The sequence below is a fragment of the Chitinophaga silvisoli genome, from assembly GCF_003412465.1.
GTDB lineage: Bacteria > Bacteroidota > Bacteroidia > Chitinophagales > Chitinophagaceae > Chitinophaga > Chitinophaga silvisoli.
Genome location: NZ_QTJV01000001.1, coordinates 806,945 through 832,338 on the forward strand (window position 1 = coordinate 806,945; position 25,394 = coordinate 832,338).

Here is a 25,394-nt window from a genome sequence, read left to right on the forward strand (position 1 = left end):
ACGCCAGGCTTTATTTTATATGTAACCTTCCTCATCATCGTGTTGGCTACGGGATGATAGCCTTTGTCTACAGTACAGAAATTAGACCATTTGCTTATAAACCAAATCATTACCTAATAAGCGGGCCACAAATGCATTAGTAAATATACTAATTTTTAAAGTTCTCAGCTGATGATCTGTAATTATAAAAACATGTTAAAATAGCATCATATTATAAAATCCATTTCTTTTGAAATCCCCCTCTTTAAAAAAAAGTTATCCACATTGTACGCATTTCCTAAAGCTGCAATTTGGGCAAAAATATGCCCGGAAAACTGATTTCAACTTACTCTAATGGCTATCCGAAAAAGCATAGAGCGGAACATATTAAAATTTCCAGCAATCCTTTGCGGGGAGTACTTATTGGGCGGAAAGGTGATGGTGAGTACTACTCATTATTTGTAAATATTGATCTGATTTTTAGGAGGAGGGCACCTGGTATGAGGAGGGAATAAATCTGTAATAGTTTGATTTATAATAACCAAATGGGGGTATTAATGAGGCATTAATTTTCTAAAAAATATTGTTTTATCAATAAATATAGATATTTTTATATTCGAATTAACTATATCCTTGACAATCGGGAATTTATAGTCAAAAAACCATAACCAATGATAAACGCTGCATTATATCAGATCTGGACCGCTCTGAACGAGTTGCTGAGGGCGCCATCTTACCGCCTCAGACCTGTGCGGGTATATTATATATATAATAAGGAGAGGGAGCAACGTCGGTTCATGTAACTGAGCAATTCATTGGGACAAAGTATTCGAAACTTACCACTAGTTTATAGTAATCCTATGCCTATGCGCAAACATTACAATTCCGCTCGTTTTACCCTGCCGGTTTACAGGCAGCAGCGAGTAGGCCTGATTCACACTGGCGCCAAGAAAATCACAGATTATTGTCTGGCTCTGTTCCTGCTTTTTGCAGGTCTGGCCTGGATGCCGGCCAGTGCGGCTACTATAGTAAATAATGCTGACCACCCCACAGCAGGTACTGTTTCCACCTGGATAACTGCCACCCCAAGCGGAACGCCAACAGGATCTGGTGGAACCTATGCAAGTGGTAACAACATCATTTACACTATTTATGTACAGAACACCGGTTCTACTGCCCTCACGAATGTGACTGTAGTGGACACCCTGCCTGCGAACACTTCATTTTATGGTGCGAGCGGCGGTATGGTACCGGATGCGAATGGCAAGATTACCTGGACGATCGCAAACATCGCTGCAGGGGGTACAGGCTTTGTAAACTTTACAGTGACTGTAGGCTCAAATCTTACCGGTGTGGCATACATTAATAATACTGCCTACGTAGATGTAAATGATGGAAATGGCCTGCAGCCTACTCCAGGTATGCAGAATGGTACTTATACTTCCTGGCCGGCGGTTGCCTCCCCGGTGGATAACGGTGCCAACTCTGTAGCATGGCTCAGTGTTAGTTCTTCCGGTTCATCTGGTTCAGCTACTGCGGGGGATGTACTGACTTACACAGTACACATCCGTAACACAGGTACTGTAGATCTGGCCAACCTGGTTATCTATGCTTATGTACCGGCTTATACCACCTTTATTGATGGTGACAACTCTGTGACCGCCGATGGAACGGGGCTGATCACCTGGACAATTCCAAACCTGAATGTCAATAGTGCGGATGTGACCAGGGCGTATCGCGTAAAGGTATCTACTGACCTTACCGGGGCTTCTGCAATTACCAACACTGCTTATGTTGATAATCAGAATGGTAAAGGCAAGATAGCTACCTATCCATCCGTAACTGGTGATGCCAGCAATCCGAATACTGCTTCCAACCTGGGTAATTCTACTTCAATAGCTATCTCCAGCTCATCAAGTTTCGAAACATGGATGATTGTACTGAATGAAAACGGCAGCACTTATGTCAACTCCAGCGATGTACTGACATATTATATATACACACGCAACACGGGTAGTGTGACCATTCCAAAATTACAGATCAACGTAGTAGTACCAACCGGTACCACTTACACACAGGGTTATGATGGTGCTACGCACCCATTGAACACTGAAGTGCAGACTGTATACTGGACTGTGCAGAACCTGGTAGCCGGTGCGATCAGTACTGTACGCTACACAGTGACGGCCGATGAGGATCTGACTCAGATTCCTTCAATTACAAGTACTGCAACAGTCAACAACGGTGATACCATCAAGAATACAATGAACTGTGACCCTAATGAAAGTGGTTGTGAAGGGAAAACAATTACAAGTATTTCTGTACAGGGTGGTAAGCCTGGTCTGTTTGTAAGTAATGTGGTTACGCCAAACAATGACGGTAAGAATGACTATTTCTATATCAGAAATCTTGATGAATATCCGGGTTCCAGGCTGTATATCTTCAATCGCTGGGGAGCTCAGATCTATTACTCCAATAACTATCAGAACGACTGGAAAGGAACAGGACTCGCAGAAGGGACATATTTCTATAAAGTTGAATTACACAACCCCGCTTCCAGTACTGGTGGAGTTGATACATATACCACCTACAAGGGCTGGGTCATGATTATTAGATAATTGAATGAACTGTATTTCTAAAAGTGCAAATATGTACACAAGAAAAAATTGGTTTACTGTAGTATTATTACTTTGTCTGGGAGCAGGCGCCAAGGCACAACAAAGTGTTCAGTTCAGCCAGTATATCTTTAATGGCCTGTCAGTAAACCCTGCGTACGCTGGTTATAAAGATGTAATGTACCTGAATGCAACCTTCCGCGATCAGTGGAGTGGTTACCCTGGTGCACCTAAAACAGGAATGGTATCGCTGGATGGTCCGCTGAAGCGTCCGAACAGAGATGCAAACGTAGGTTTGGGTGTACAGGCTATGATGGATAAATTAGGCCCTCAGAGCGCTATTTCCATCTACGGATCTTATTCTTACCGTATCCGTCTCGATGATGAAGATACCAAGCGTATCTGCTTCGGTATCGGTGTTGGTGCTACCCAGTATGGTCTGGATGGTACTCAGCTCGAATACCTGGATGCCGGTGACCGTATCGTACCTGATGGTACTGCAAAGGAAACAACTCCTGATGCACGCGTAGGTATCTACTATTATTCTCCTACCTTTTATTTCGGTGTATCCGCACTGGATCTGTTTTCCAAATTTACCAGCAGTGGTTATAAATGGAGAGGCTATACATACGAGAGCATTCGCAGAAGACAGTCTATTTACCTGACTGCAGGCTATATGTATAGTTTGTCTGAGCAGGTATCACTGAAACCATCTGTGATGTTTAAGAGTGACTTCGCAGGTCCTGCAGGTTTAGACCTGAATCTGATGATGTACATCGATAATCTGCTGTGGATCGGCGGATCTTACAGAACCAACGTAGGCGTATTTACAAACAAAGCGATTACTTCTGCTACTCCGGTAGAATCTTCCAATGCTGCAAGTGCTATATTAGAGTACTACATTACGAGCAAATACCGCATCGGCTATTCCTATGATATGACTTTAAATAAACTGGCTGGCATGCAAAGCGGCAGCCACGAAATTTCAATCGGCATTCTATTTAATTCTAAGCAATACAGTACTTCCAATCCCCGGTATTTTTAATCTTAAGATCATCGAATTAATATGCTACGTTGTTACGCAATTTTATTATGCACACTTTTGGTCGTCCCTGCCGCACTCTTTGGGCAGGAATCAAAGAGTGTGCGTGAGTTGGCTGACGAGGCTTACGACAGGCAGGAATTTGCCACAGCCGGGTCCTTATATTCGAAACTGGCAAATAAGCAACGTAATAAGTCTAATGTCGAGTTGCTGCAAAAAATTTCAATGTGCTACCGTGAGGTAGGCTACTATGAAGAAGCCGCCAACTGGTTCAAAAAGCTCGATGCACTACCTAACTGTCCTAACGTTGCACATCTTTTATATGGAGAGACACTAAAGAACCTGCAAAAATATGAGCAGGCAAAAGTACAGATAGCAAAATTTGTCACCACCAAGCCAGATAGCCTACGATTAAAAAATATAATGATGGCAGGCTGTGATAGCGCCATCATGTGGAAAGCTGATCGTGTCGATATGGCGATGGAAGATATTAAAGAATTGAGCTCCTCCGGCTCCGACTATGTAAGCGGGGTAACCCGGCAGGGGCTTTTGCTTGTATCAAACGGTTACCGGAAAATGGCGATCTCCAATGCCCCGGAAAAAACACCACAAATTGATACACGCACAGGGCAGCCTTATTTTAAAGCATACCTCTTTAAGCAGTATGCACAGGGTGTTGCCAATACCTATGTGGAAGAAATTTTACCGGAACTGCTGGGCAAGGTACCTTACCACGTTGGCCCTGTATGTTTTAATCCAAGAGAGGATACTGTTTATGTAACACTGAACTCCTGGCAGCAGGATATAGCGAACAAAACAAAGCGTGGGCCAGTAAATGGTGAGCGTGTAATGATCGTGTTCTGGTCTTACAAAACAGGCGATACCTGGGCTCCGCTGGAACCGCTGAAAGAAATTAACGCTCCAGGTTTTTCTTCCGGTCACGTAGCGCTGAGCCGCGATGGTCAGCTGATGTATTTCACTTCTGACAGGAAAGGTAGTGTGGGTGGAATGGATATCTGGTATAGTGAAAAACAAAAGAATGGTAAATGGGGCAAGCCTAAAAACTGTGGTCCTATCCTCAATACACCTTTTGACGAAGCATTCCCTACCTACAATGAGGCAGGCATGTTATATTTCTCCAGTAAAGGGCATCCCGGTATGGGAGGTTTCGACATCTACCGGGCAACCGGTGTAGGGAGCAACTGGACCAAGCTGCAGAACCTGCGCTGGCCGTTCAACTCCGGTGGCGACGACCTGGGTTTCATCATGAAAGCGAATATGTATGAGGGGTACTTTGCTTCTAACCGTCCTGGTGGTGGTGGTAGTGATGATATCTACCGCTTCATGGATACCCACTTTGCTGAGCGCTTCAACAATGAAGGTGGTATGGCTCCATACCAGGCACCAGCCCCGGGTTCAGAACCGGCACCAGTGGTACTGGCTGCGGCAGATCCGGTAGTAAAGCCTGAAGATGTAAAGACTGAGACGAAGAAGGATAGCAAGAAAGAATCAAAGAAGGAAACTCCTATAGAAGATAAAAAGAAGGACGCTCCAAAAGAAGAAAAGGAGAAACCTTCCAAACATAGCAGAGGAGATAAAGGAAAATCAACAGCTGTGGTACCAGTACCAGTGCCTGTTCCGGTTCCTTCCACTCCAACACCTGCACCAACCGTTTCAACGCCTCCTGCTAAGGAAGAACCAGTAGTAACCAGTCCTATGCAACCGGTAACTGTTCCATATACTGAGCCTACTGTTACGCATGCTGAGCCTGCTCCTGCACCAGCAGAACCAGTGAAGGAAGAGCCAAAGAAAACAGAAACCAGGAAACCAGGTCCAAGACAGTCAACGCCTAAGCGTCCGGTAAGACCAGAGCCAAAAGCAACACTGCCTGAGCCTAAGCCAGAGCCTGTTACACCGGTTGCAGAACCGGTACCAACTCCGGCACCAGTTCCAACATCAACACCAGCAGCGGAAGAAGAACAGCCTTTCACTGAAATGGATAACGCGATTATCGATAAGCTGGAAAAACTGATGTTCTTCTACGATTACAACAGTGCTATCCTGACTACCAAGTCAAGGGATATGCTGGATAGGGTAGCAGTAGTATTGAACCAGTTCCCAGCCTGGAAGCTGAAGATCACTTCTTATACTGATAACCGTGGATCTGATGCCTATAATAAGGACTTGTCTGCAATGAGATGTTATGCGGTGATTGACTACCTGATTAAGAAAGGTGTGGCGAGCAGCAGGTTGTATTATGAAAACATTGGTAAAGATCCGAACGATCCTTGTAAGGGTTCAAACTGTACGGAAGAACAGTATAAGTTCAGCAGACGTACCATGTTGAAAATCATTCGTAAGAATTAAGATAGACATAAAGGAGAGAATCCCCGCCGGCACCTGCCGGCGGGGATTTTTATTTTTTTTAAGATTCTGATAGTACCTTTTCTCCCATCGCCCGACTCCTATATAGTGACTTTATTTATAACCATATTCATTAAGAGAAGATATTATATCAGGCTAAAGTAGACTGCTTCACCTACCTAACCAGGTATAATCATCGAAAACAATTTTTCTATTCTGTGAAACACCGGCTTTATTGCCCTATTATTACAGTACCCGAAAAACCTTGAAAACCCGGCCTGTAATTACAATAAAGCATATCCGTCAGAGAGTCAGACGTGTGCCTATACCCGCTACTGCCATTTCAGCCCGGGTGGATCCCTCCCACCAGAGAGCGCAAGCAGGTAGATAATGTGAGTGGCGCAGTCCTATCCATATCGTCTACAAAAATCCAGCGATAATGAAAGTAAACTTTACCTTTCGTAATGCATGGCTATGCACCTATGCAAGACATGCAATTCTTTTCCTTCTGCTCATAACCGGCCTCGGTAAGGCCAGGGCCCAGGTAAGCCCTTCAGTAACCGCGACTACCAAGAACCACAAGAAACAGGTGATAGGTTATATCACCCAGTGGGATGCATGGAAAGACGTATCAGGTATTGTTCCCAAAGGTGGCTACAACCAACTGAATGTGGACTATTCCCAATACACCATCCTCAACTTCTCCTTTTTTGGAGTGGCAAAAGATGGTTCTCTCCACAGCGGTGACTTCCGCAACAAGAACATTTATCAGGTTGGTGCCGTACAGGAACCTGCCGCTTTGATAAATGAGGATATTTACAGCAGCTGGGATCTGTACCTCCTTAAAGGAGAACTGGACGCACCGCTTTATTATATCACAGATGGCAGCTATGCCTATTCACTGGGATACCGTAACTCAGGTGCCGGCTGGACTAACGTGAACACAGGTGCATCCGGTAGTTTCCCGTTAAGCGTTCCTAAACAGGGTGGTGCTCCCGGCCTGATCGATCTTTGCCATCAGAAAGGCATCAAATGTATGGCCTCTATCGGTGGCTGGAGTATGTGTAAACACTATCCTTCTACTGCCGCTAATGCGACCATGCGTGCTAAATTCGTAGCCAACTGTGTTGACCTGATCAACATGGGTTTTGACGGTATCGACTTCGACTGGGAATATCCTAATGGACCTGGTATGAACATCGAGAACTACAGCCAGGCTGACTATGCCAACTTCGCTACTCTTGTAGAAGCAGTGAGAGCGGCTATCGGCAGCAGCAAACTGATCACTGCAGCTTTCTCCGCTGTTCCTTCCAAATTGTCAGGTTTCGACTGGACTCGCCTGAACAAATCTATGGATTACTTCAACCTGATGACATATGACTATAATGGTGGCTGGTCAAACATCGCCGGACACAATGCTCCTTTGTATGATTATCCGGGGGCTGAGTATTCAGGATTCTCTATCGATGCGACTGTGAAAGGTGTGAAAGCACTGGGTGTGAACATGGCTAAAGTGAACATCGGTGCGCCGTTCTACGGCCGTGGTGTAGTATGTACCGGTACAGCTGCGCTGAATGGTGCTACTTCCAAACGTGCTGAAACCGTACAACCGGATGGTCCTATCTCCACCTGCGCTGACTATACCAACTGGGCGCTGAACCTTTGGGATGGTACTCCCAATTACAGCTACATCCTGCAGCAAACCGGCTCCGGCTCTGGTTGGACTGACCACTGGGATGACAATGCCAAGGTGCCTTATATGACTAAAGGCAATTACTTCCTGAGCTATGACAACGAAAAGTCTATTGGCCTGAAAGCCCAATACATCAATGACAATGGCCTGGCAGGTGTGATCGTATGGCAGGTATTCGGCGACATGCTGAATATGACCAGCAGTACTACGCCTAAGGGCAAACTGATTTATTGTCCTGCTACTACCTCTCCGCTGGTAAATAAACTGAACGCTGTATTTGCAAATGGTACGGGTACTACTAACCAGTCACCAACTGTGAACATCACTTCTCCTGCCGGTGGCGCTTCGTATACTGCCGGTGGATCTATCACTATTACAGCTACTGCTGCTGATGCCGATGGATCTGTGAGCAAAGTGGCATTCTATAACGGTGCTACGCTGTTAAGTACTGTTACTGCTGCTCCATATACTTATACCTGGAGCAATGTAAGTGCAGGTAGCTATTCCATCACTGCCGTTGCTACCGACAATGCTGGTGCTACCACCACTTCTGCCGCAGTAGCCCTAACTGTTAAGACAACTTCTTCTGACAACTCTTCAGGCAAAGTGCTGGTAGGTTACTGGCATGACTGGAACCTGGCTTCTGCACCATACATCCGTCTGAAAGATGTTGATTCCAGATATAATGTAATTGAAGTTGCATTTGCTACTACAGGTAGTGACTACGCTACAGTAAGTTTCACTCCTGATGCAAGTCTTACTTCTGAAAGTGAAATCAAATCTGACATTGCTACTTTACAGGCACAGGGTAGAAAGGTTTTACTGTCTATCGGCGGTGAAAATGGTACCCTGTTGCTGTCTTCTGCTACAGCTAAAGCCAGCTTCATTTCCAGCATGAAAGCTGTGTTAGACAAATACAACTTCGATGGTTTCGACCTGGATATCGAAGGTGGTACTTCCCTCCAGCTGGATAATGGTGATAATAATTTTACTGCGCCTACTACTGCTAAAGTGGTAAACCTGATCGCTGCATGTAAAGAGATTATTTCTTACCGTACGGCACAGGGTAAAAACTGTCTGCTGACCATGGCACCTGAAACATATTATGTGCAGACTGCCTACGGTGCTACCTATTCTCCACTGGTAGGTGCTTACCTGCCTATCATTTATGGTCTGAAAGATCAGCTGTCCTGGATTCAGCCACAGCTGTACAACACCGGTTCAGTAACTGCCCTGGATAATAAAGTATACAGCTCTGCTACAGCTGACTTTATCGTATCTATGACAGAAATGCTGATGACTGGTTTCCCGGTTGCCGGTACCAGCCAGACATTCCCTGCATTGCGTCCTGACCAGGTAGCCTTCGGTCTGCCAGCGGCTCCGGGTGCAGCAGGTAGCGGTTATACAGCACCAGCTGCGGTGTTGAAAGCGCTGAATTATTTAGTAAAGGGTCAGTCCTATGGTGGTACTTATACCTTACGCAACAGCGCTGGTTATTCCGGTCTGCGTGGTATCATGACCTGGTCTATCAACTGGGATGCGGTGAATAACAAAGAATTCGCCAGCAATTATTATCCATTCTTCTTTGGTTCTACCGGTGGTAATCAGTCACCATCTGTGAGCATCACTTCTCCTGCTGCGAATGCTTCATTTACAGCACCGGCTTCTGTGACTATCACAGCTTCTGCTACTGATTCCGATGGTTCAATAGCCAAGGTAGAATTCTACAACGGTTCTACACTGTTGGGTACATCTACTACCAGTCCCTATACCTATACATGGAATAGTGTGGCAGCAGGCAGCTATTCTCTGACGGCAAAGGCGACAGACAACGCCGGTGCAACAACGACTTCTGCTGCTGTTTCAGTTGTAGTAACAAGTAGCACAGGTGGCGGTACTTGCGACGGTATCGCTGCCTGGACTGCTACCGGTATCTACACCGGTGGTACCAAGGTGGTGTACAACAGTAAAATTTACACTGCTAAATGGTGGACACAGGGCGAACAGCCTGATACGCACGTTGGCGATAGCCAGGTATGGACATATACAGGTGATTGTTCCGGCGGTGGTAACACCGGTGGTGGTGCTGCTCCAACGGTAAGCATCTCTTCTCCATCTGCAGGTGCTTCATTTACTGCCCCTGCTTCTGTATCTATCACTGCTGCTGCATCTGATGCTGATGGCACTATCGCGGGCGTAGCATTCTACAACGGTTCGACGCTGCTGGGTACGGTGACTGCTTCACCTTATACTTACAGCTGGACCAACGTAGCTGCGGGTACTTATTCTCTGACAGCAAAAGCGACTGACAACAGTGGCAATTCCACTACCAGCGCTGCTGTTAACATCACTGTAAGCGGTTCTACCAGCACCGGCAACTGTGCAGGTGTCGCTACTTACCAGCCTTATCCTTCTGTGTATAATGCAGGTGATAAAGTAGTATACAACGGTTACCTGTATGTAAGCCTTGCAAATAGCCTGTACAATGTGACTCCGGGTACTGCTGACTACTGGTGGCAACCACTGGGTGCTTGTACTGCTTCTGCTGCGAGAACTACCAATACAACTGTAGTTGCGGCTGAAACAACTGCCAAAGACCAGATCCTCGTGTTCCCTAACCCTGTAACAGGAAATAACCTGCAGGTAAGCTTAACTGCTGCTGCCGGCGAAAAAATCTGGGTGGAACTGTGGAACATCAATGGCAGCACCCCGGTAATCAGGAAAGAATATGTGGCTGGTGCCAAAGGAGCACAGGTGATTACACTGGATGTAAGCCGTTTGCCCCAGGGTACATGGATCCTGAAAACATCCAATGCGAAAACCGGTCGCAATGGTGCTGCGAAAGTGATTAAAATGTAATTAACTGAGCGGACACGCTCCATCTATCCTTTTAATAAGTTAGGAACTGCGGGTGATTAAAAACCCGTAGTTCCTAATTCTGGTTTTTGAAAAATTACCGCAGTAAGATTTTTTACTTTTCCCTCACCGCAGGAACCGCCCCCGAAGCGGGGCGGTCTCCGATGCGGCTTTTTTTCACGTTTTAAAACTGAACTTGCATGAGCTAAACCTTTACACTCCTACCATTTTATTCTTCATTTTTTTCCACGTTGATTCTCATTGATCAGGTAGTGCATCCTTGTTATTTCATTAAAGACCCTTCTGAGTCAGGAATTTGCCTTTGGCTGGCCTGGCGGAAAATAAACAGATACCACTACCATTTACTAACAGGCTAAAATCATTCATTATGAATGCTAAGAACTGTATCGTACTGCTGCTTGTAGCGCTATTGGGTCACTCTTCGCTCTTTGCTCAATCAGGTATTTATGCTGGTGGACCTGTATATAAAAACAGAAACTACTCCATCAGTGAACTCAAAAATTCAGGTTTTACATATGTAGTGGTATGGACCATACATATCGATGCCAGCGGCAACTTTAACTTCAATGCCGAATTCCCCTTAGTGCAAAACGGATCATATATAGGTGCCAGTACCTACCCCAATTTTGCAAATGATATTGCCCTGCTCAAGTCAGCTCCGACTACTATCAACAGGGTAGAGTTTTGTATCAGCGCATGGGGTTCCGGCACCTTTGCGAACATTAAAAACCTGATCGCGTCACAGGGTACCGGTAGTACCAGCATCCTGTACAAAAATTTCCAGGCACTGAAAAATGCCATTCCTGCCGTAGATGCCATTGCTTTTGACGATGAAAGCACTTATGATGTAAGTTCCTCCACAGCCCTGGCCCTAATGTTAGGTAACCTGGGATATAAGGTAACGCTGGTACCATATATTAATGCCGGTTACTGGACCAGCGTAGCTACTAATACAAACAATCAGCTGGCCGGCACCGTTACCCGGGTAGACCTGCAATGTTATTCCGGTGGGGCAGGCAACAGCCCCTGCAGTAGTAGCTGGAACTTCGGCGCTATTCCTGTTTATGCAGGTTTGTGGGATGCAGAAAAATCTACTTCACAGGTGACCAGCACATTGAATGGATGGAAGAGCAGTTGTAGCAGTAAACTGGGTGGAGGTTTCATCTGGTTGTACGATGATATTGACAATTCAGGTGCTACTGCCAGTTATGCCACTGCAGTGAATAGTGTGTTTGGTGGTGGTAGTAAGAATACAGCCGCCGCTACTTTTTATAAGGATTGCAATTATAGTGGTTTGGGTATTAGTCTGCCAACAGGCAATTATACCCTTGCCCAATTATTATCACATGGCATCCTGAACGATGATATTTCTTCTATACAGGTGAACAGCGGGTATCAGACGACTGTGTATGCAAATGATAATTATGGTGGTAGTTCCCTGCTGGTGAATGCAAATAATAGCTGCCTGGTAAATAACAGCTTTAATGACCTCATCAGTTCATTGAAAATCTCTTCTGCTACCCCTGCCACTACCACTAAAATCCAGGCCGAAAATTATAGTTCTATGGCTGGTGTGCAGACCGAAAGCACAACTGATACGGACGGTGGTTTAAGTGTAGGATATATAGATACCGGCGACTGGATGGCGTATTCCAATATTACGATTCCGGCTACCGGCACTTATCGCATAGATTATCGCGTGGCCAGTGAATCAACAGGTGGGCAGCTATCCCTGGACCTCAATGGAGGCACTACTATACTGGGATACCAGACCGTACCAATAACGGGCGGCTGGCAAACCTGGCAGACTGTATCCCAGACTGTAAGTATCACTGCCGGTACTTATGCCTTCGGGATCTATGCCCAATCAGGTGGCTGGAACCTGAACTGGTGGAGCATCACACCTGTATCAACTGCAAGAGTAGCCGCTTCAGCATCTGTAACACCCACGGCATTTAAGATCTATCCAAACCCTGCCCGGCAGGAATTAAAAATCAATGCAGACATCAGGGATGCACTGGTACAGATCTATGATATGTCCGGGCACCAGGTCATGATTGTAAAGCCTGCAAGCAATACGATTAATATCTCTCAGTTGACACCCGGAACTTATACACTGGTGTTTACAAAAGATGGTAATCGTACTACCCGTCAATTTATCAAACATTAATTTTTTCACTCCCTCAAAATAAACCATATGCAAACAAACAAATGGATAAGGGCTGCATTCCTCAGTATTGCAACCCTTATCTTCTCTTCACAGGCATTCTCGCAGTTCAAAGTGGTGGGATATATGCCTTCATGGTCTGGTGATGTGAATGCTATACAGTATAGCAAACTAACGCACATCAACTATGCTTTTTTACTGCCTACCGCAACAGGTGGTCTGCAGGCTATAGAGAATGCTTCAAAGCTTTCCAGTCTTGTATCTCTCGCCCATGCAAACGGAAAGAAAGTACTGATAGCAGTAGGTGGCTGGAACAATGGTGATGACAGTGGTTTTGAATCCATTGCGGCAAACAGTGGTTACCGTACCACGTTCGTAAACAATCTGCTTGGTTTCGTAAACCAATACGGTCTGGACGGTGTGGATATTGACTGGGAATATCCTGATGCGGGCGCTTCTGCGAACAACTATGTATCGCTCATGACCCAGCTGTCTACAGCGCTGCATAACCAGGGTAAACTGCTGACTGCTGCCGTAGTAGGTACAGGTGGAGAGAGTATTCTGAGCAGCGTATTTGCACAGGTAGATTTCCTGAACATCATGGCCTATGATTATAACAACTACGATCACTCTACTTATTCTTATGCATCACAGGCTATCACATACTGGAAGGGCAGGGGCCTGGCTGCCGGCAAGGCTATTCTGGGTGTACCGTTTTACGGTCGTCCTTCCTGGGAAACTTATGCAGCGCTGATAGCAAGAGGGGCTGATCCATACAGCGATACGTATAGTGGCGTTGGTTACAATGGTATCAATACGATCAAAGCTAAAACCGACCTGGCTTACAATTCAGGTGGCGGTATTATGATCTGGGAACTGTCAGGTGATGCAACAGGAACCTATTCACTCGTATCGGCTATTGCTACTGAACTGGCATTCTTGCAGGGTAATACCGGCGGTGGCACTTCTACAACTATACAGGCCGAGAATTATACATCTATGTCAGGTGTACAGACGGAAACTACTACTGATTCAGGTGGTGGTCTGAATGTAGGATACATTGATACCGGCGACTGGATGGCTTATGCTAATATTAATTTTCCTACTTCCGGCACTTACAAAGTTGAATACCGTGTAGCTTCCCTCAGCGGTGGTGGTCGTCTTTCACTGGACCTGAATGCAGGATCAACGGTATTGGGCTACCTGGATGTACCATCTACCGGAGGCTGGCAGACATGGACCACTATTTCACACAATGTGAGCGTTACAGCGGGTACCTATGCACTGGGCATATATGCACAGGCAGGCGGCTGGAACCTGAACTGGATTAAGATTACCAAAGTATCTTCAGCTGCGAAATCAGCAGCAGGCACAACTACCATAACCGCTGCAGATACGCATGAGAGCAGCGTGATTATATACCCTAATCCTGTAGCAAGCGATCTGCACCTGAGGGGTGAGTACACCCAACCAGGTGGTTACCTCACTGTTTACGACCTGAATGGCAAGCAGGTACTAAATGTAAAGAGTGGGGTACAGCAGATCGCAGTAGCCGGATTACCAACCGGTACTTACCTGTTAACCTATACAAAAGGTGAAAAGCGAATCACTCAAAAGTTTGTAAAACAATAAGGCTTTAGATATACCATATCGTTTTTTTATTAACCATTTAAAACCAAAACCCTCAATTATGATTCGATCCTTGAAATTCCCTCTATTGTTAACCGCCATGCTGGCGCTGACAGGTAGCGCAGCTATGGCACAAAACTGGCAACTGGTATGGGCCGACGAGTTCACCAGCAGCATTGGCCCTGACTGGGTATTTGAGACAGGTGCCGGCGGCTGGGGCAACAACGAGCTGGAATACTACCGGGCAGAGAATGCCAGTATCGAGAATGGACAACTGGTAATCACCGCAAAAAACGAGAGCTACGGCGGTGCCAGTTACACTTCCACCCGTATGAAGACTCAGGGCAAAAAATCATGGACATACGGCAAAATTGAAGCCCGTATTGCAATGCCCTCATTTTCCGGTTCATGGCCTGCATTCTGGATGCTGGGCGACAACATCGGTTCTGTAGGCTGGCCAGCCTGCGGTGAGATCGATATCATGGAGCACATCAACACAGATCCCAACGTGTACGGTACTGTACACTGGGTAGGTACGAATGGTGGCCAGGCTGACTATGGCAGCAATACACCTGTGTCCGTGACCGGTTACCACGTTTATTCCATCGAATGGACCCCTACTTATATTAAGTGGTTCGTAGATGGTGCTCAGTACAATGAAATCAACATCGCTAACAATGTAGGCAGCACTGAAGAATTCCAGAAGGCATTCTTCATTATCCTGAACTTCGCTGTTGGCGGTAACTGGCCAGGTTTCACCATCAATAACGCTGCATTCCCTGCTAAAATGTATGTGGATTATGTAAGAGTATATCAAGATGGTGGTGGTACCAGCACATTTACAAAACAGGTAGAAGCAGAATCTTACAGCTCTATGTCTGGTGTACAAACAGAAACCACTACCGATACCAATGGTGGTTCAAATGTTGGTTACATCGACACTGGCGATTGGATGGCTTACAACAGCATTACCATTCCTACTACCGGTACTTACAAAATTGAATACCGTGTAGCTTCCCAGAGTGGTGGTGGTCGTCTCTCCCTTGACCTGAATGCAGGTTCTACCATATTAGGTTACCTGGATATTCCGTCTACAGGTGGCTGGCAGAACTGGACTACGGTTTCCCATACCGTAACTATCAATGCCGGTACTTACAACTTCGGTATTTACGCCCAATCCGGAGGCTGGAATCTGAACTGGTTCAAGATTACAAAATTGTAAAAGAGCATTTGTTTAATCTATCAACGTAAACCCTTATGAGCACAATTGTAAAATTTCTATCTGGCGCAACCATGCTGATGATGTCGGCGGCACTTGCTTTCGGGCAACAACAACCTTATCGCTTAGGTTCACCTGCGGGCCTTCGCGACGATATCAGAGCACAGGCAAAATCTTCTAATGCACGTCTGACCAGCGCTGCAGAGTTAAAAGTAGGTCCTAATACTGTATTGACCGGTAAAGTAAACGCCCGCCGTACAGATAACAAAACAGAGGAATTTGTAGCGGGTGAAATCGATGGCGTAGCTGGTTCTTCCTTCTACCTGGAAGTAAAAGGTGAAGAGGTACGTGGTTTCGTTATTCTTCGCAAAACCAAAACCAGTTATAAATATTATACAGAAAACGGAACCGCCTATGTGAAACAGGTACCACTGGATTCAGTACTTTGTACTGATTACACACCGGCACCTGCTCCCCAGGGAAATGCTAAGGTGGCATCTACTCCTGCTACCAGCAGTGTTGCTGCGCTGGGTTCACTGCAAAGTTTACCAAACGCAAATGGTGTAGTCCTGCTGGATTTTGATGGTCAGGTTGTAACCAGTTCTTACTGGAACAATGGTGTGACCATCAATGCGGCTCCTGCAAACCTGAGCGAAGCTGAACAGCTGGAAGTATGGGAACTGGTAAGTGAGGATTACCGTCCATTCCAGCTGAACATTACCAATGATGAAGCAGTGTACAATTCATATCCTGCTAACAGAAGAATGCGTTGCATTTTCACACCAACCAATACTGCTGCTCCTGGTAGTGGCGGCGTAGCTTACATCGGTTCTTTCAACTGGGGTAATGAAACGCCATGCTGGGTATTCAACGGTGGTGTAAAAGGTGCCGGTGATGCAGCTTCACACGAAGTAGGCCATACATTTGGCCTTGGGCATGATGGCCGTACTAATCCATCTGAAGGTTACTACCTGGGTAATGGAACCTGGGCACCAATCATGGGTGCCGGTTACTATGTACCGGTTTGCCAGTGGAGCAAGGGTGAATACCAGTATGCGAACAACACGGAGGATGATCTGGCTAAGATTTCCAGCGCTACCTATGGTGTGGGTTACAGAACAGATGATTATGGTGGTACAATTGCTACTGCTTCTTCACTGGGTGTAAGTACCAGCGGTGCTGTAAACAAGAGTGGTGTAATAGAGCGTACCGGCGATCAGGACTTCTTCTCTTTCACTACAGGTGGGGGAGCATTGTCTCTGAGCATTGCGACACCTACCCGTCAGCCTAACCTCGATATCCTGGCTACCTTGTACAATAGTAGCGGAAGCGTAGTAGCTACCGGCAACCCTGCTGGTTTGCCAGCTACCCTGAGTACCACACTTGCTGCCGGTACTTATTATTTATCTATCACAGGTACAGGCTACCTGGATCCGGCTACTACCGGCTACTCCAATTATGGATCACTGGGTAGTTACCAGATCACGGGTACAGTGTCTACGCCATCATCTGCTGCAGCTACTATTTACAAGGATTGTAACTATAACGGTTATGCGATCAACCTGGGTGTAGGTAGCTACAACATGGCTGACCTGATTGCATTGGGTGCGGCTAATGACGACGTTTCTTCTATGAAGATAGCGAGCGGTTACGAAGTGATCCTGTATAAAGATATCAACTTCTCCGGCGATGCATATCTGTTCAGGGGCGACTGGTCCTGCCTGGTATCTGTAGGTCTGTCTGACGGTTCTACAGTAAACCTGAATGACTGGACCACATCCCTGATCGTACGGGCTTCAACGGCATCAGCTGCCCGTACCACTGCAGCGCCTGCTGCTTCTGCAGAGAAAGTACAGGAGGGAGTAACGGAAGAGGCTAAACTGGAAACTACACTCACAGTAACGCCTAACCCAACAGCTAACGAAGTACAGGTGAAAGGTCCGTCTAAAGATGGCTACCTGTATGTAAGCATCTATACGCTGGATGGCAAGACTATCGTAGCGCCAAAACGTATTGTGAGCGGCGACAAGATAGACTTGTCCAGGACAGCTCCGGGTATTTATCTTGTAAGAGTGTTCAATGGTCAGGAAACAACAACAAGAAAGATTGTAAAATACTGATGATGAATTGCTAAGCAAAAAAGGCCTGGGAAGCAGTTACAGCGTGGCTGCGTTGTGACCAGCAAACCCTGCCAATAGTAAAACCACCGGTTACATTTGTTAACTGGTGGTTTTGCTTTTTAATACGTACATTACTTTGCATCGATATTCCAAGGGCAAATACATTCCAAATAGTTTTAATTTAATTTTTTATTATAAAATAGTGCACAATAAAAAGAAATGTTACTATTTTATCTGTCGGATTGATGGAGCCATTGTATTGAAACCCGGACCCATTTAAACAGCCATATAACTTGTATTATAAAAACACGAGTTATATAAATGTCGTGATATGAATACACAAGATGCCGAGTTAGTAGTATTGTTACAACAGGACGATGTTAGTGCTTTTGATTCGCTGTACTGGAAATATCACCAGGCAGTGTACCGTAACATTTTCAAGTTTGTAAAGGAACCAATTGGAACTGAGGATATTCTCCAGGAGGTATTTACCAAGTTGTGGGAGAAGAGAAAGGAAATTAATGCTACCCAATCGGTGGCCGGATGGTTATTTGTAATCAGTTTTAATTTATCGGTAGATTATGTAAGGCGCAAACTGCGCGAGCAAACCATTCACAAGGAGCTTTATAATATAAATCCGGACGAGGATTTAGGACTGGATAATAATAATGTGTATGAAGAGCAGTATCAATTGCTCGAAGAGGCGATTGCACAGCTTTCTCCCAAGAAAAGAAAGATCGTAACCATGTGCAAACTGGAAGGGAAGACCTATGATGAGGTGGCGGCAGAGATGAATATTTCCCGGAATACGGTGAAGGAACATCTGTCTATAGCTATGGCTAAACTCAATGAATATATTCAAAAAAACAAAGAACATAAATACATAGTGTTATTCCTCCTATTCCTGAATTATCACGACTAGGATGAGCTTTACACTGTTCTGACCGGGCTCTCTTTACAGGAGGGCCTGTTTTTTTTCGTATATACCTGCATAAAGAGGTACCGTTATTCCTGCAATTTACAACTGTATCTTTTCACAAATCTTTTTACCCAACATATTAGTATTAAGAATATGTAAATTTTTTTCCAAAACAACCCACCCACAATTACCACCTCTGCGTATTTAGTATAAATAAGCAATCAAAATAGTGCAGAACAGGAAGGAATACCTCAAACATCTGTTGCATAATAGAGACTGGACACAGGAAGACAGAGCGTGGTTACTGCAATATTTGGATGAAAAAGATCTTACGGAATTACAGGAACTAGCCGCGGAGGAATTCAATGCGGACCTGTTTACAGCCGAACCGGTACTGGCCAGGGAGGACTCTGAGAGGATATTGAGAAATATCCATCAGCGCATCACGGCAAAGCCACAACTACAGCCTATAGTAAGAAGACTATGGTGGAAGGTAGCGGCAGCGGCAATGCTGGTACTGGCAGCAGGGATAGGATACTACGAGGTATCACATCCGCCCGTAAAGGAATTGATTGTATTATCAGGGATGCAACGAAAGCAAGTGACGTTGCCGGATGGATCGAAGGTGTTCATGGAACCCCGGTCCTCATTAAAATATAAAGGAGATTATGGTAAGGCGAAGCGCGAAGTAGTATTGTCAGGAGAGGCGCTGTTCGATGTACAGCACGACAATGCTCATCCTTTCGTCGTTGCGTCGCCGTTAATAAACACACGGGTGCTGGGGACTTCTTTTAATATAGAAGCCAGGGATCCCCGGGAAGCAAAAGTGGTGGTTTTGACAGGAATGGTACAGGTACAGGCTATAGATGGAAATAGTAAAGATGGTCAGGAAGTCATCCTCACCGCCAATAAAAGGGCCGTTTACAACAAAACTACCGACCAACTGCAAATGTCAGAAGCTTCCGATGATGCGAGATTTTATTTACAGAAGCAACAGGGCCGATTTATGTACGACGGCACTGAATTGATGAAAGTGGTTAACGACCTGCAAAGGTATTACAATATTAATGTTACAGTAGACAAACGCTTACAGCATTGCGCCTTTTATGGTGATTTCAATACTATTGATGAACCGGAGAAAGCCCTGAACGTAATTGCTTTATCGTTGAACGCCAGGATCAAAAAAGACAGCACCGGAAACGGATTCACCATCAGTGGAGGTAGCTGTCAGTAGAAAAAAAACGAAATCGGAAAAAGAGACACAAACAGTTAACCGAGACAACCTTATGAGAGGATAGAACTAGCATTTTTGTACTGTGAAGGTGCGCCTTGCCGGGGTTAGTACGCAACCCTGCTACAGGCTGGCCACCTGACCCTGTACTGCATGATTACAATCGGCCTATTGTGATCGCTGTGAAACCCAATAGAGGTTAGCCATTTTACTGTGAAAAGCAAACATTGCAACAACCAAAATGAATCGCAAAAACATGACGAAATCTAAACGCACGCCGTCCGGGTAACCATTTTCGAAAAATCGGTTAATCCACTGAAAAAACTATGTCCTGCACCGCAGCAGGTGCGCTATTGCCCTGGCTTCACAAGAGCCGGAATGGGCATTCTATTTCCTGAAACGCACAAAACAATTTATGACCAATGCTTAAAAAGGCGACCCTATTCCTTCAACTAACCGTGTTGGTGTCACTGTTATCCATACACGCTTCCGGTTTTGGTATACAGGATGCACTTGAAAAGAAAATATCCCTTGAGTTAAAAGATGTGTTGCTAAAAGAAGCATTGGACAAGATCGGGAATCTCGCTGACGTATCATTTATATACGCCGGCAACTCTGTCACCGCCATCGACAAGGTCGATGTGAATGCTCATAATGAGAAGGTAGGAACGCTCCTCAATAGATTATTAAAACCTTATTCTCTGTCGTATACCGTATTGTATGATCGTATCATCATCCGCCAGGCAGAAAAGAAGATTAATTCAAGTGTAACCAGCACAGGCCATGCCGTGGCCTTCCGCACACAAGACATTAAAGGTGTCGTGCTCACCGCTAACAACGAACCACTGCCAGGTGTAGCAGTAATGATTAAAGGGACAACCAGGGGGACTACTACCAATGATAAAGGTGTGTTCGAGCTGAAAAATATTCCGGCTAATGCCGTTCTCGTCATCAATCTCACTGGCTACGAATCCCAAGAGATTGCCATGGCCACTTTCAAAGGAGACATGTTGACCGTTCTTCTGAAAGAAAAAACAACCAAGCTACAGGAGGTAGTTGTAACCGGGTTTCAAAACATTGATAAAAATAAGTTTTCTGGTGCTGCTACCCGTATTAAAATGGAGGACGCAAAGATAGATGGGATGCCCGATGTAAGCCGTATGCTGGAAGGTCGTGTAGCCGGTGTATCTATTCAAAACGTATCCAGCACTTTTGGTTCTGCTCCCAAGATCCGTGTACGTGGTGCTACCTCTATCAATGGTGACAACAAACCTTTGTGGGTGGTAGACGGGGTCGTGCTGGAAGATGTGGTAAACATCAGTAATGATCAGCTCTCCAGTGGCGACCCTACCACATTGATGGGGTCTTCTGTAGCAGGTCTGAACCCCAACGATATTGAAAGCTTCGATATCCTCAAAGATGCTGCTGCTACTGCGCTGTATGGTGCCCGTGCAATGAACGGGGTGGTAGTGATCACCACGAAGAAAGGTAGGGTAGGTAAGCCAAATGTCGTATACAGCGGCAACTTCAGCACACAGCTGAAACCCAACTATGGTAATTATAATATCATGAACTCAGCCCAGCAGATGTCAGTACTGGCAGAGCTGGAACGCAAAGGTGCGCTGACTTCAGATATCCTTTCCCGTGCTGATAACGGGGTTTATGGAAAGATGTATGAGCAGCTGAATGCAGATGAAAACGGCAACTTTCCCTTAGAAAACACCCCGGAGGCAAAGCGGCAGTTCCTGCTGAGATATGCTTCTGCCAATACTGACTGGTTCAACATCCTGTTCCGCACCAGCTTTATCCAGGAGCACTCCCTCAGTATTTCCTCCGGTACAGACAAGTCTCAGTCCTATTTCTCCACCAGCTATTATCACGATAATGGCTGGACAGTAGCCGACAGGGTAAGCCGGTACACACTCAACTTCCGGAACAACTATAAGTTGTCCGAAAAGGTTTCGGCCGGCTTCTCTGTCTTAGGCTCCGTACGTCAGCAAAAAGCACCCGGTGCCCTGAGCCGTACCAGCAACCCTGTGGAAGGCCAATACGACCGCGACTTTGATATCAATCCATTCAGCTATGCACTGAACACCAGCCGTACGCTGACTGCCTTTGACGAAAGTGGTAAAAGGGAATACTTCAGAAGAAACTTTGCACCCTTCAACATTCTCACTGAAGTAGAAAACAATTACCTCAAAATAAACATGATGGACCTTCGCCTGCAGGGAGACTTCTCCTGGAAGCTCGCGAAGAACCTTCGCTATGAACTGGTAGGTGCACTGCGCTATGTGAAGTCCTCACGTGAACACCAGATCACGGAGAACAGTAATATGGCCAATGCTTACCGTGCAAATGGTAACTCTACTATCGCAGAGAACAATAAGTTCCTCTACCGTGACCCGGACAACCCTGATGCATTGCCACAGGTAGTACTGCCATATGGTGGTTTCTACAACCGTACGGAAGACCTGCTTGTGAACTACGATTTCCGTAACAGTTTGAACTACTCCCTCAATGTAGCAGACAGGCATAACCTGAACGTACTGGTAGGGCAGCAGGTAAAGTATGCTGACAGACAGAACTCATCGAACACCGGTTATGGTTACCAGTATGAGAATGGTGGTGTGGCGTTCACAGATCCCCGCATCCTGAAACAGACCATCGAAAGCAATTTTCCGTACTATGGTATGAGCCAGGACTATGACCGCTTTGCAGCATTTTACGCCACTGCTACTTATGCTTTCAAGGAGAAGTATAACCTGACAGGAACTACCCGCTACGACGGTTCGAACAAACTGGGTCGTTCTAAAAATGCACGCTGGCTGCCTACCTGGAGTATATCGGGTAGCTGGAACATCGACAAGGAAGCATTTATGAAACCAGCCAGCTGGGTAGATTACCTTGCATTGCGCGCCAGCTATGGCCTCACTGCCAGTATGGGACCCGCTACCAACTCCAATATTGTTTACCAGACCGTCAATACAAACCGTGGTCACCTCGACGAAGTAGAATCTGTGATCAAGATTGCGCACCTGCAGAATGATGACCTCACCTGGGAGAAGATGTATACCACTAACATCGGACTGGATGGTACCTTCTTTGACAGACGACTCAACTTCACTGTAGATGCATACACCAAAAAGAGCTTTGACCTGATCAGCCTGATCAAGACATCAGGTATAGGTGGTGAACTGTACAAGGCCGCCAACTATGCGGATATGAATTCAAAGGGTATAGAAATACTGGTAGGTGGTGATATCGTGCGCAGGAAAGACTGGGGCTGGAAAGCGAATGTAACCTTCGGATACAATACCAACAGGATCACCAATGCCAAGAACATCCCTTCCATTTTTGACCTGGTAGTGCCTGAGGGAGGTAATAAAGAAGGATATCCTGTAAGAGGGTTGTTCTCTATTAAATACGAAGGGCTGGATCCAAAGAATGGTTATCCCCTCTTCCTGAACCAGGATGGTCAGCTAAGCCGCGATGTTTACCTGCAGGACCTGAATACCTCTCACCTCGTATACCAGGGACCGGTAGATCCCCCTGCCAATGGTGGTCTGTCCAATACTTTCCATTACAAGAATTTATCCCTGAATGTATTTGTCACTTATCAATGGGGCAACAAGATCAGGTTATACCCTGCTTTCAAAACAGCGTATTCTGATCTGGACGCGATGCCTAAGGAGTTTTATGACCGTTGGGTAATGCCTGGAGACGAGGCCGTGACAAGAACACCTTCTATACTCGATGCGCTGGAGCAAAATGTGATCTACGGCACTTACCCATATAACAACTATAACTATTCGACCGACAGAGTGGCCAAAGGAGATATGATCCGCCTGAAGACAGTTTCCCTCACTTATCAGCTGCCGCAGCACCTAATCAGGAAAGGCGGGTTTAGCAATGTATCCGTAACTGCTGCTGCCATCAACCCATGGCTGATTTATTCAGACAGTAAGCTGAGAGGACAGGATCCTGAATTCTTCAACACCGGAGGTGTAGCACAGCCTATCCAAAAGCAATTCACACTTTCATTAAAAGTAGGACTCTAAAAAGAAGAAGACTAACATGAAAAATTTTACACGGGTATCATTGATCAGTCTGGGCCTGCTTGCTATGAGTAGCTGCAGTAAATATCTGGACCAATCTCCTGATAGTACCTGGACAGAATTAAATACACCGCAAAAGGTATCTCAGTTATTAGGTACTGCTTATCCGCAGGCCAATTATATCGTGTTTTGTGAAGCGATGTCTGACAATGTAACAGACAAAGGTGCCGGGGTTGTAGAAAGGACAAATGAAGATCCATATTTCTTCAATGATGTAAACGACATCAAAGAAGATTCTCCTGAGTGGTACTGGACAGCATGCTACAAAGCCATAGCTGCCTGTAACAATGCACTCAAGGCCTGTGAGAACGCTGCTGATACCACCCAGTATCAGGCACAAAAAGGAGAGGCGTTGGTAGCAAGGGCTTATGCTCACTTTATGCTGGTGACCTTCTTCTCCAGATTTTATAATCCTGCCACTGCAGCTACTGATCCGGGTATCCCTTATGTAACGGAGCCTGAGACAATAGTATTCAAGCAATACAACCGTGGCACGGTTGCCGGAGTGTATGACAATATAGAGAGAGATTTACTGGCCGGCATCCCGCTGATTAACGATGAAAAATACCAGGTTCCTCATTACCACTTCAATAAATCGGCGGCTTATGCCTTTGCTACCAGGTTTTACCTGTTCAAAAAAGATTATGCAAAGGTGGTGGAGTTTGCCAACAAGACATTCCCTAATAACGACCTGGCCAGTTACATGCGCCCATGGAATACGACCTACAGAACAATGACCCCGTCTGTACTGTGGGAAACTTATGCCAGGGCTACTGAAAAATGTAACCTGCTGCTGGTAGAGACCCAGTCAGTGTACGGCAGGAATGTAGCACAATACCGCTTCGGTATGGACAACTACATAGAAACTTCCATTCTGGGAGATAACGTGACCGGTGGCAACTACACCTATCCAATATATTACTATGGTACCCGCGATTACTTCGTACCAAAGCTGACTGAATACTTTGTAAAGGCATCTGTGAATGCAACGATTGGTGATCCTTATGTAATGGTGCCACTGTTTACCACCGAAGAAGTATTGTTCAACAGGGCAGAGGCGAATCTTTACCTGGGCAATACCGCCGATGTGCTTTCTGATCTGAATCTCTTTGCCAGCAAGCGCATTGTAAACTACGATGCGACTAAGCATGATGTAAGTATTGCCAAAGCCCAGACTTACTATAACACCTCCAATAGTAAGAACGCCCTGCTGAATACAATACTTGATTTCAAGAGAGCAGAATTCATCCAGGAAGGACACCGCTGGTTCGATCTACAGCGGTATGGCATCACCGTAACCCACTACGATATCTATGGTAATAAGACTACGGTAGCTGCTGACGATAACCGTCGTGTATTGCAAATACCATTGTCTGCCCAGACAGCAGGCCTCGCTTTAAATCCCAGATAACAACCAAAAAATA

The 25,394-nt window shown here is 45.7% G+C and carries 12 protein-coding genes; all 12 read left to right on the plus strand.

Features of this window, described 5'->3' with window-relative positions:
• Positions 1-845 precede the first annotated feature (845 nt).
• The 12 genes from DXN04_RS03335 (at position 846) to DXN04_RS03390 (ending at position 25,381) form a co-directional block, all read left to right on the plus strand.
• Positions 846-2,597, plus strand: coding sequence for a T9SS type B sorting domain-containing protein (locus tag DXN04_RS03335; RefSeq protein ID WP_158568828.1), 1,752 nt, complete (start codon positions 846-848; stop codon positions 2,595-2,597).
• Positions 2,598-2,628: 31 nt separating this feature from the next.
• Positions 2,629-3,639: a PorP/SprF family type IX secretion system membrane protein gene (locus DXN04_RS03340; protein ID WP_158568830.1), complete on the plus strand. Its 1,011-nt coding sequence runs from the start codon at positions 2,629-2,631 to the stop codon at positions 3,637-3,639.
• A gap of 21 nt (positions 3,640-3,660) precedes the next feature.
• On the plus strand, positions 3,661-6,003 hold the full coding sequence (locus tag DXN04_RS03345) for an OmpA family protein (protein WP_116851871.1): 2,343 nt from the start codon (positions 3,661-3,663) through the stop codon (positions 6,001-6,003).
• Between the two features lie 436 nt (positions 6,004-6,439).
• Positions 6,440-10,552 carry a glycosyl hydrolase family 18 protein gene (locus DXN04_RS03350; RefSeq protein ID WP_116851872.1) on the plus strand — a complete coding sequence of 1,371 codons (4,113 nt, stop codon included), beginning with the start codon at positions 6,440-6,442 and terminating at the stop codon, positions 10,550-10,552.
• 385 nt (positions 10,553-10,937) lie between these two features.
• A complete protein-coding gene (locus DXN04_RS03355; RefSeq protein ID WP_116851873.1) occupies positions 10,938-12,740 on the plus strand; it encodes a carbohydrate-binding protein in 1,803 nt (600 codons plus the stop codon).
• A 27-nt stretch (positions 12,741-12,767) separates the two neighbouring features.
• Positions 12,768-14,369, plus strand: a complete 1,602-nt coding sequence (locus DXN04_RS03360; protein WP_116851874.1) for a glycosyl hydrolase family 18 protein — start codon at positions 12,768-12,770, stop codon at positions 14,367-14,369.
• A gap of 58 nt (positions 14,370-14,427) precedes the next feature.
• Positions 14,428-15,588 (plus strand): carbohydrate-binding protein, encoded by a 1,161-nt coding sequence (locus DXN04_RS03365; protein ID WP_116851875.1) that lies wholly within the window; start codon positions 14,428-14,430, stop codon positions 15,586-15,588.
• A gap of 35 nt (positions 15,589-15,623) precedes the next feature.
• Positions 15,624-17,705, plus strand: coding sequence for a zinc-dependent metalloprotease (locus DXN04_RS03370; protein ID WP_116851876.1), 2,082 nt, complete (start codon positions 15,624-15,626; stop codon positions 17,703-17,705).
• Positions 17,706-18,036: 331 nt separating this feature from the next.
• Positions 18,037-18,627, plus strand: coding sequence for an RNA polymerase sigma factor (locus tag DXN04_RS03375; RefSeq protein ID WP_116851877.1), 591 nt, complete (start codon positions 18,037-18,039; stop codon positions 18,625-18,627).
• Between the two features lie 226 nt (positions 18,628-18,853).
• Positions 18,854-19,858, plus strand: a complete 1,005-nt coding sequence (locus DXN04_RS03380; protein ID WP_116851878.1) for a FecR family protein — start codon at positions 18,854-18,856, stop codon at positions 19,856-19,858.
• 419 nt (positions 19,859-20,277) lie between these two features.
• The gene (locus DXN04_RS03385) at positions 20,278-23,913 is read left to right on the plus strand and encodes a SusC/RagA family TonB-linked outer membrane protein (protein WP_116851879.1); all 3,636 of its coding nucleotides are present in this window, start codon (positions 20,278-20,280) and stop codon (positions 23,911-23,913) included.
• A gap of 16 nt (positions 23,914-23,929) precedes the next feature.
• A complete protein-coding gene (locus DXN04_RS03390) occupies positions 23,930-25,381 on the plus strand; it encodes a RagB/SusD family nutrient uptake outer membrane protein (protein WP_116851880.1) in 1,452 nt (483 codons plus the stop codon).
• The last annotated feature ends 13 nt before the right edge of the window (positions 25,382-25,394 follow it).

Excerpts from the sequence above, each read along its gene's own strand:
- DXN04_RS03335 (WP_158568828.1), top strand. The coding sequence starts at position 846 with ATGCGCAAACATTACAATTCCGCTCGTTTTACCCTGCCGGTTTACAGG.
- DXN04_RS03340 (WP_158568830.1), top strand. The coding sequence starts at position 2,629 with ATGTACACAAGAAAAAATTGGTTTACTGTAGTATTATTACTTTGTCTG.
- DXN04_RS03345 (WP_116851871.1), top strand. The coding sequence starts at position 3,661 with ATGCTACGTTGTTACGCAATTTTATTATGCACACTTTTGGTCGTCCCT.
- DXN04_RS03350 (WP_116851872.1), top strand. The coding sequence starts at position 6,440 with ATGAAAGTAAACTTTACCTTTCGTAATGCATGGCTATGCACCTATGCA.
- DXN04_RS03355 (WP_116851873.1), top strand. The coding sequence starts at position 10,938 with ATGAATGCTAAGAACTGTATCGTACTGCTGCTTGTAGCGCTATTGGGT.
- DXN04_RS03360 (WP_116851874.1), top strand. The coding sequence starts at position 12,768 with ATGCAAACAAACAAATGGATAAGGGCTGCATTCCTCAGTATTGCAACC.
- DXN04_RS03365 (WP_116851875.1), top strand. The coding sequence starts at position 14,428 with ATGATTCGATCCTTGAAATTCCCTCTATTGTTAACCGCCATGCTGGCG.
- DXN04_RS03370 (WP_116851876.1), top strand. The coding sequence starts at position 15,624 with ATGAGCACAATTGTAAAATTTCTATCTGGCGCAACCATGCTGATGATG.
- DXN04_RS03375 (WP_116851877.1), top strand. The coding sequence starts at position 18,037 with ATGAATACACAAGATGCCGAGTTAGTAGTATTGTTACAACAGGACGAT.
- DXN04_RS03385 (WP_116851879.1), top strand. The coding sequence starts at position 20,278 with ATGCTTAAAAAGGCGACCCTATTCCTTCAACTAACCGTGTTGGTGTCA.
- DXN04_RS03390 (WP_116851880.1), top strand. The coding sequence starts at position 23,930 with ATGAAAAATTTTACACGGGTATCATTGATCAGTCTGGGCCTGCTTGCT.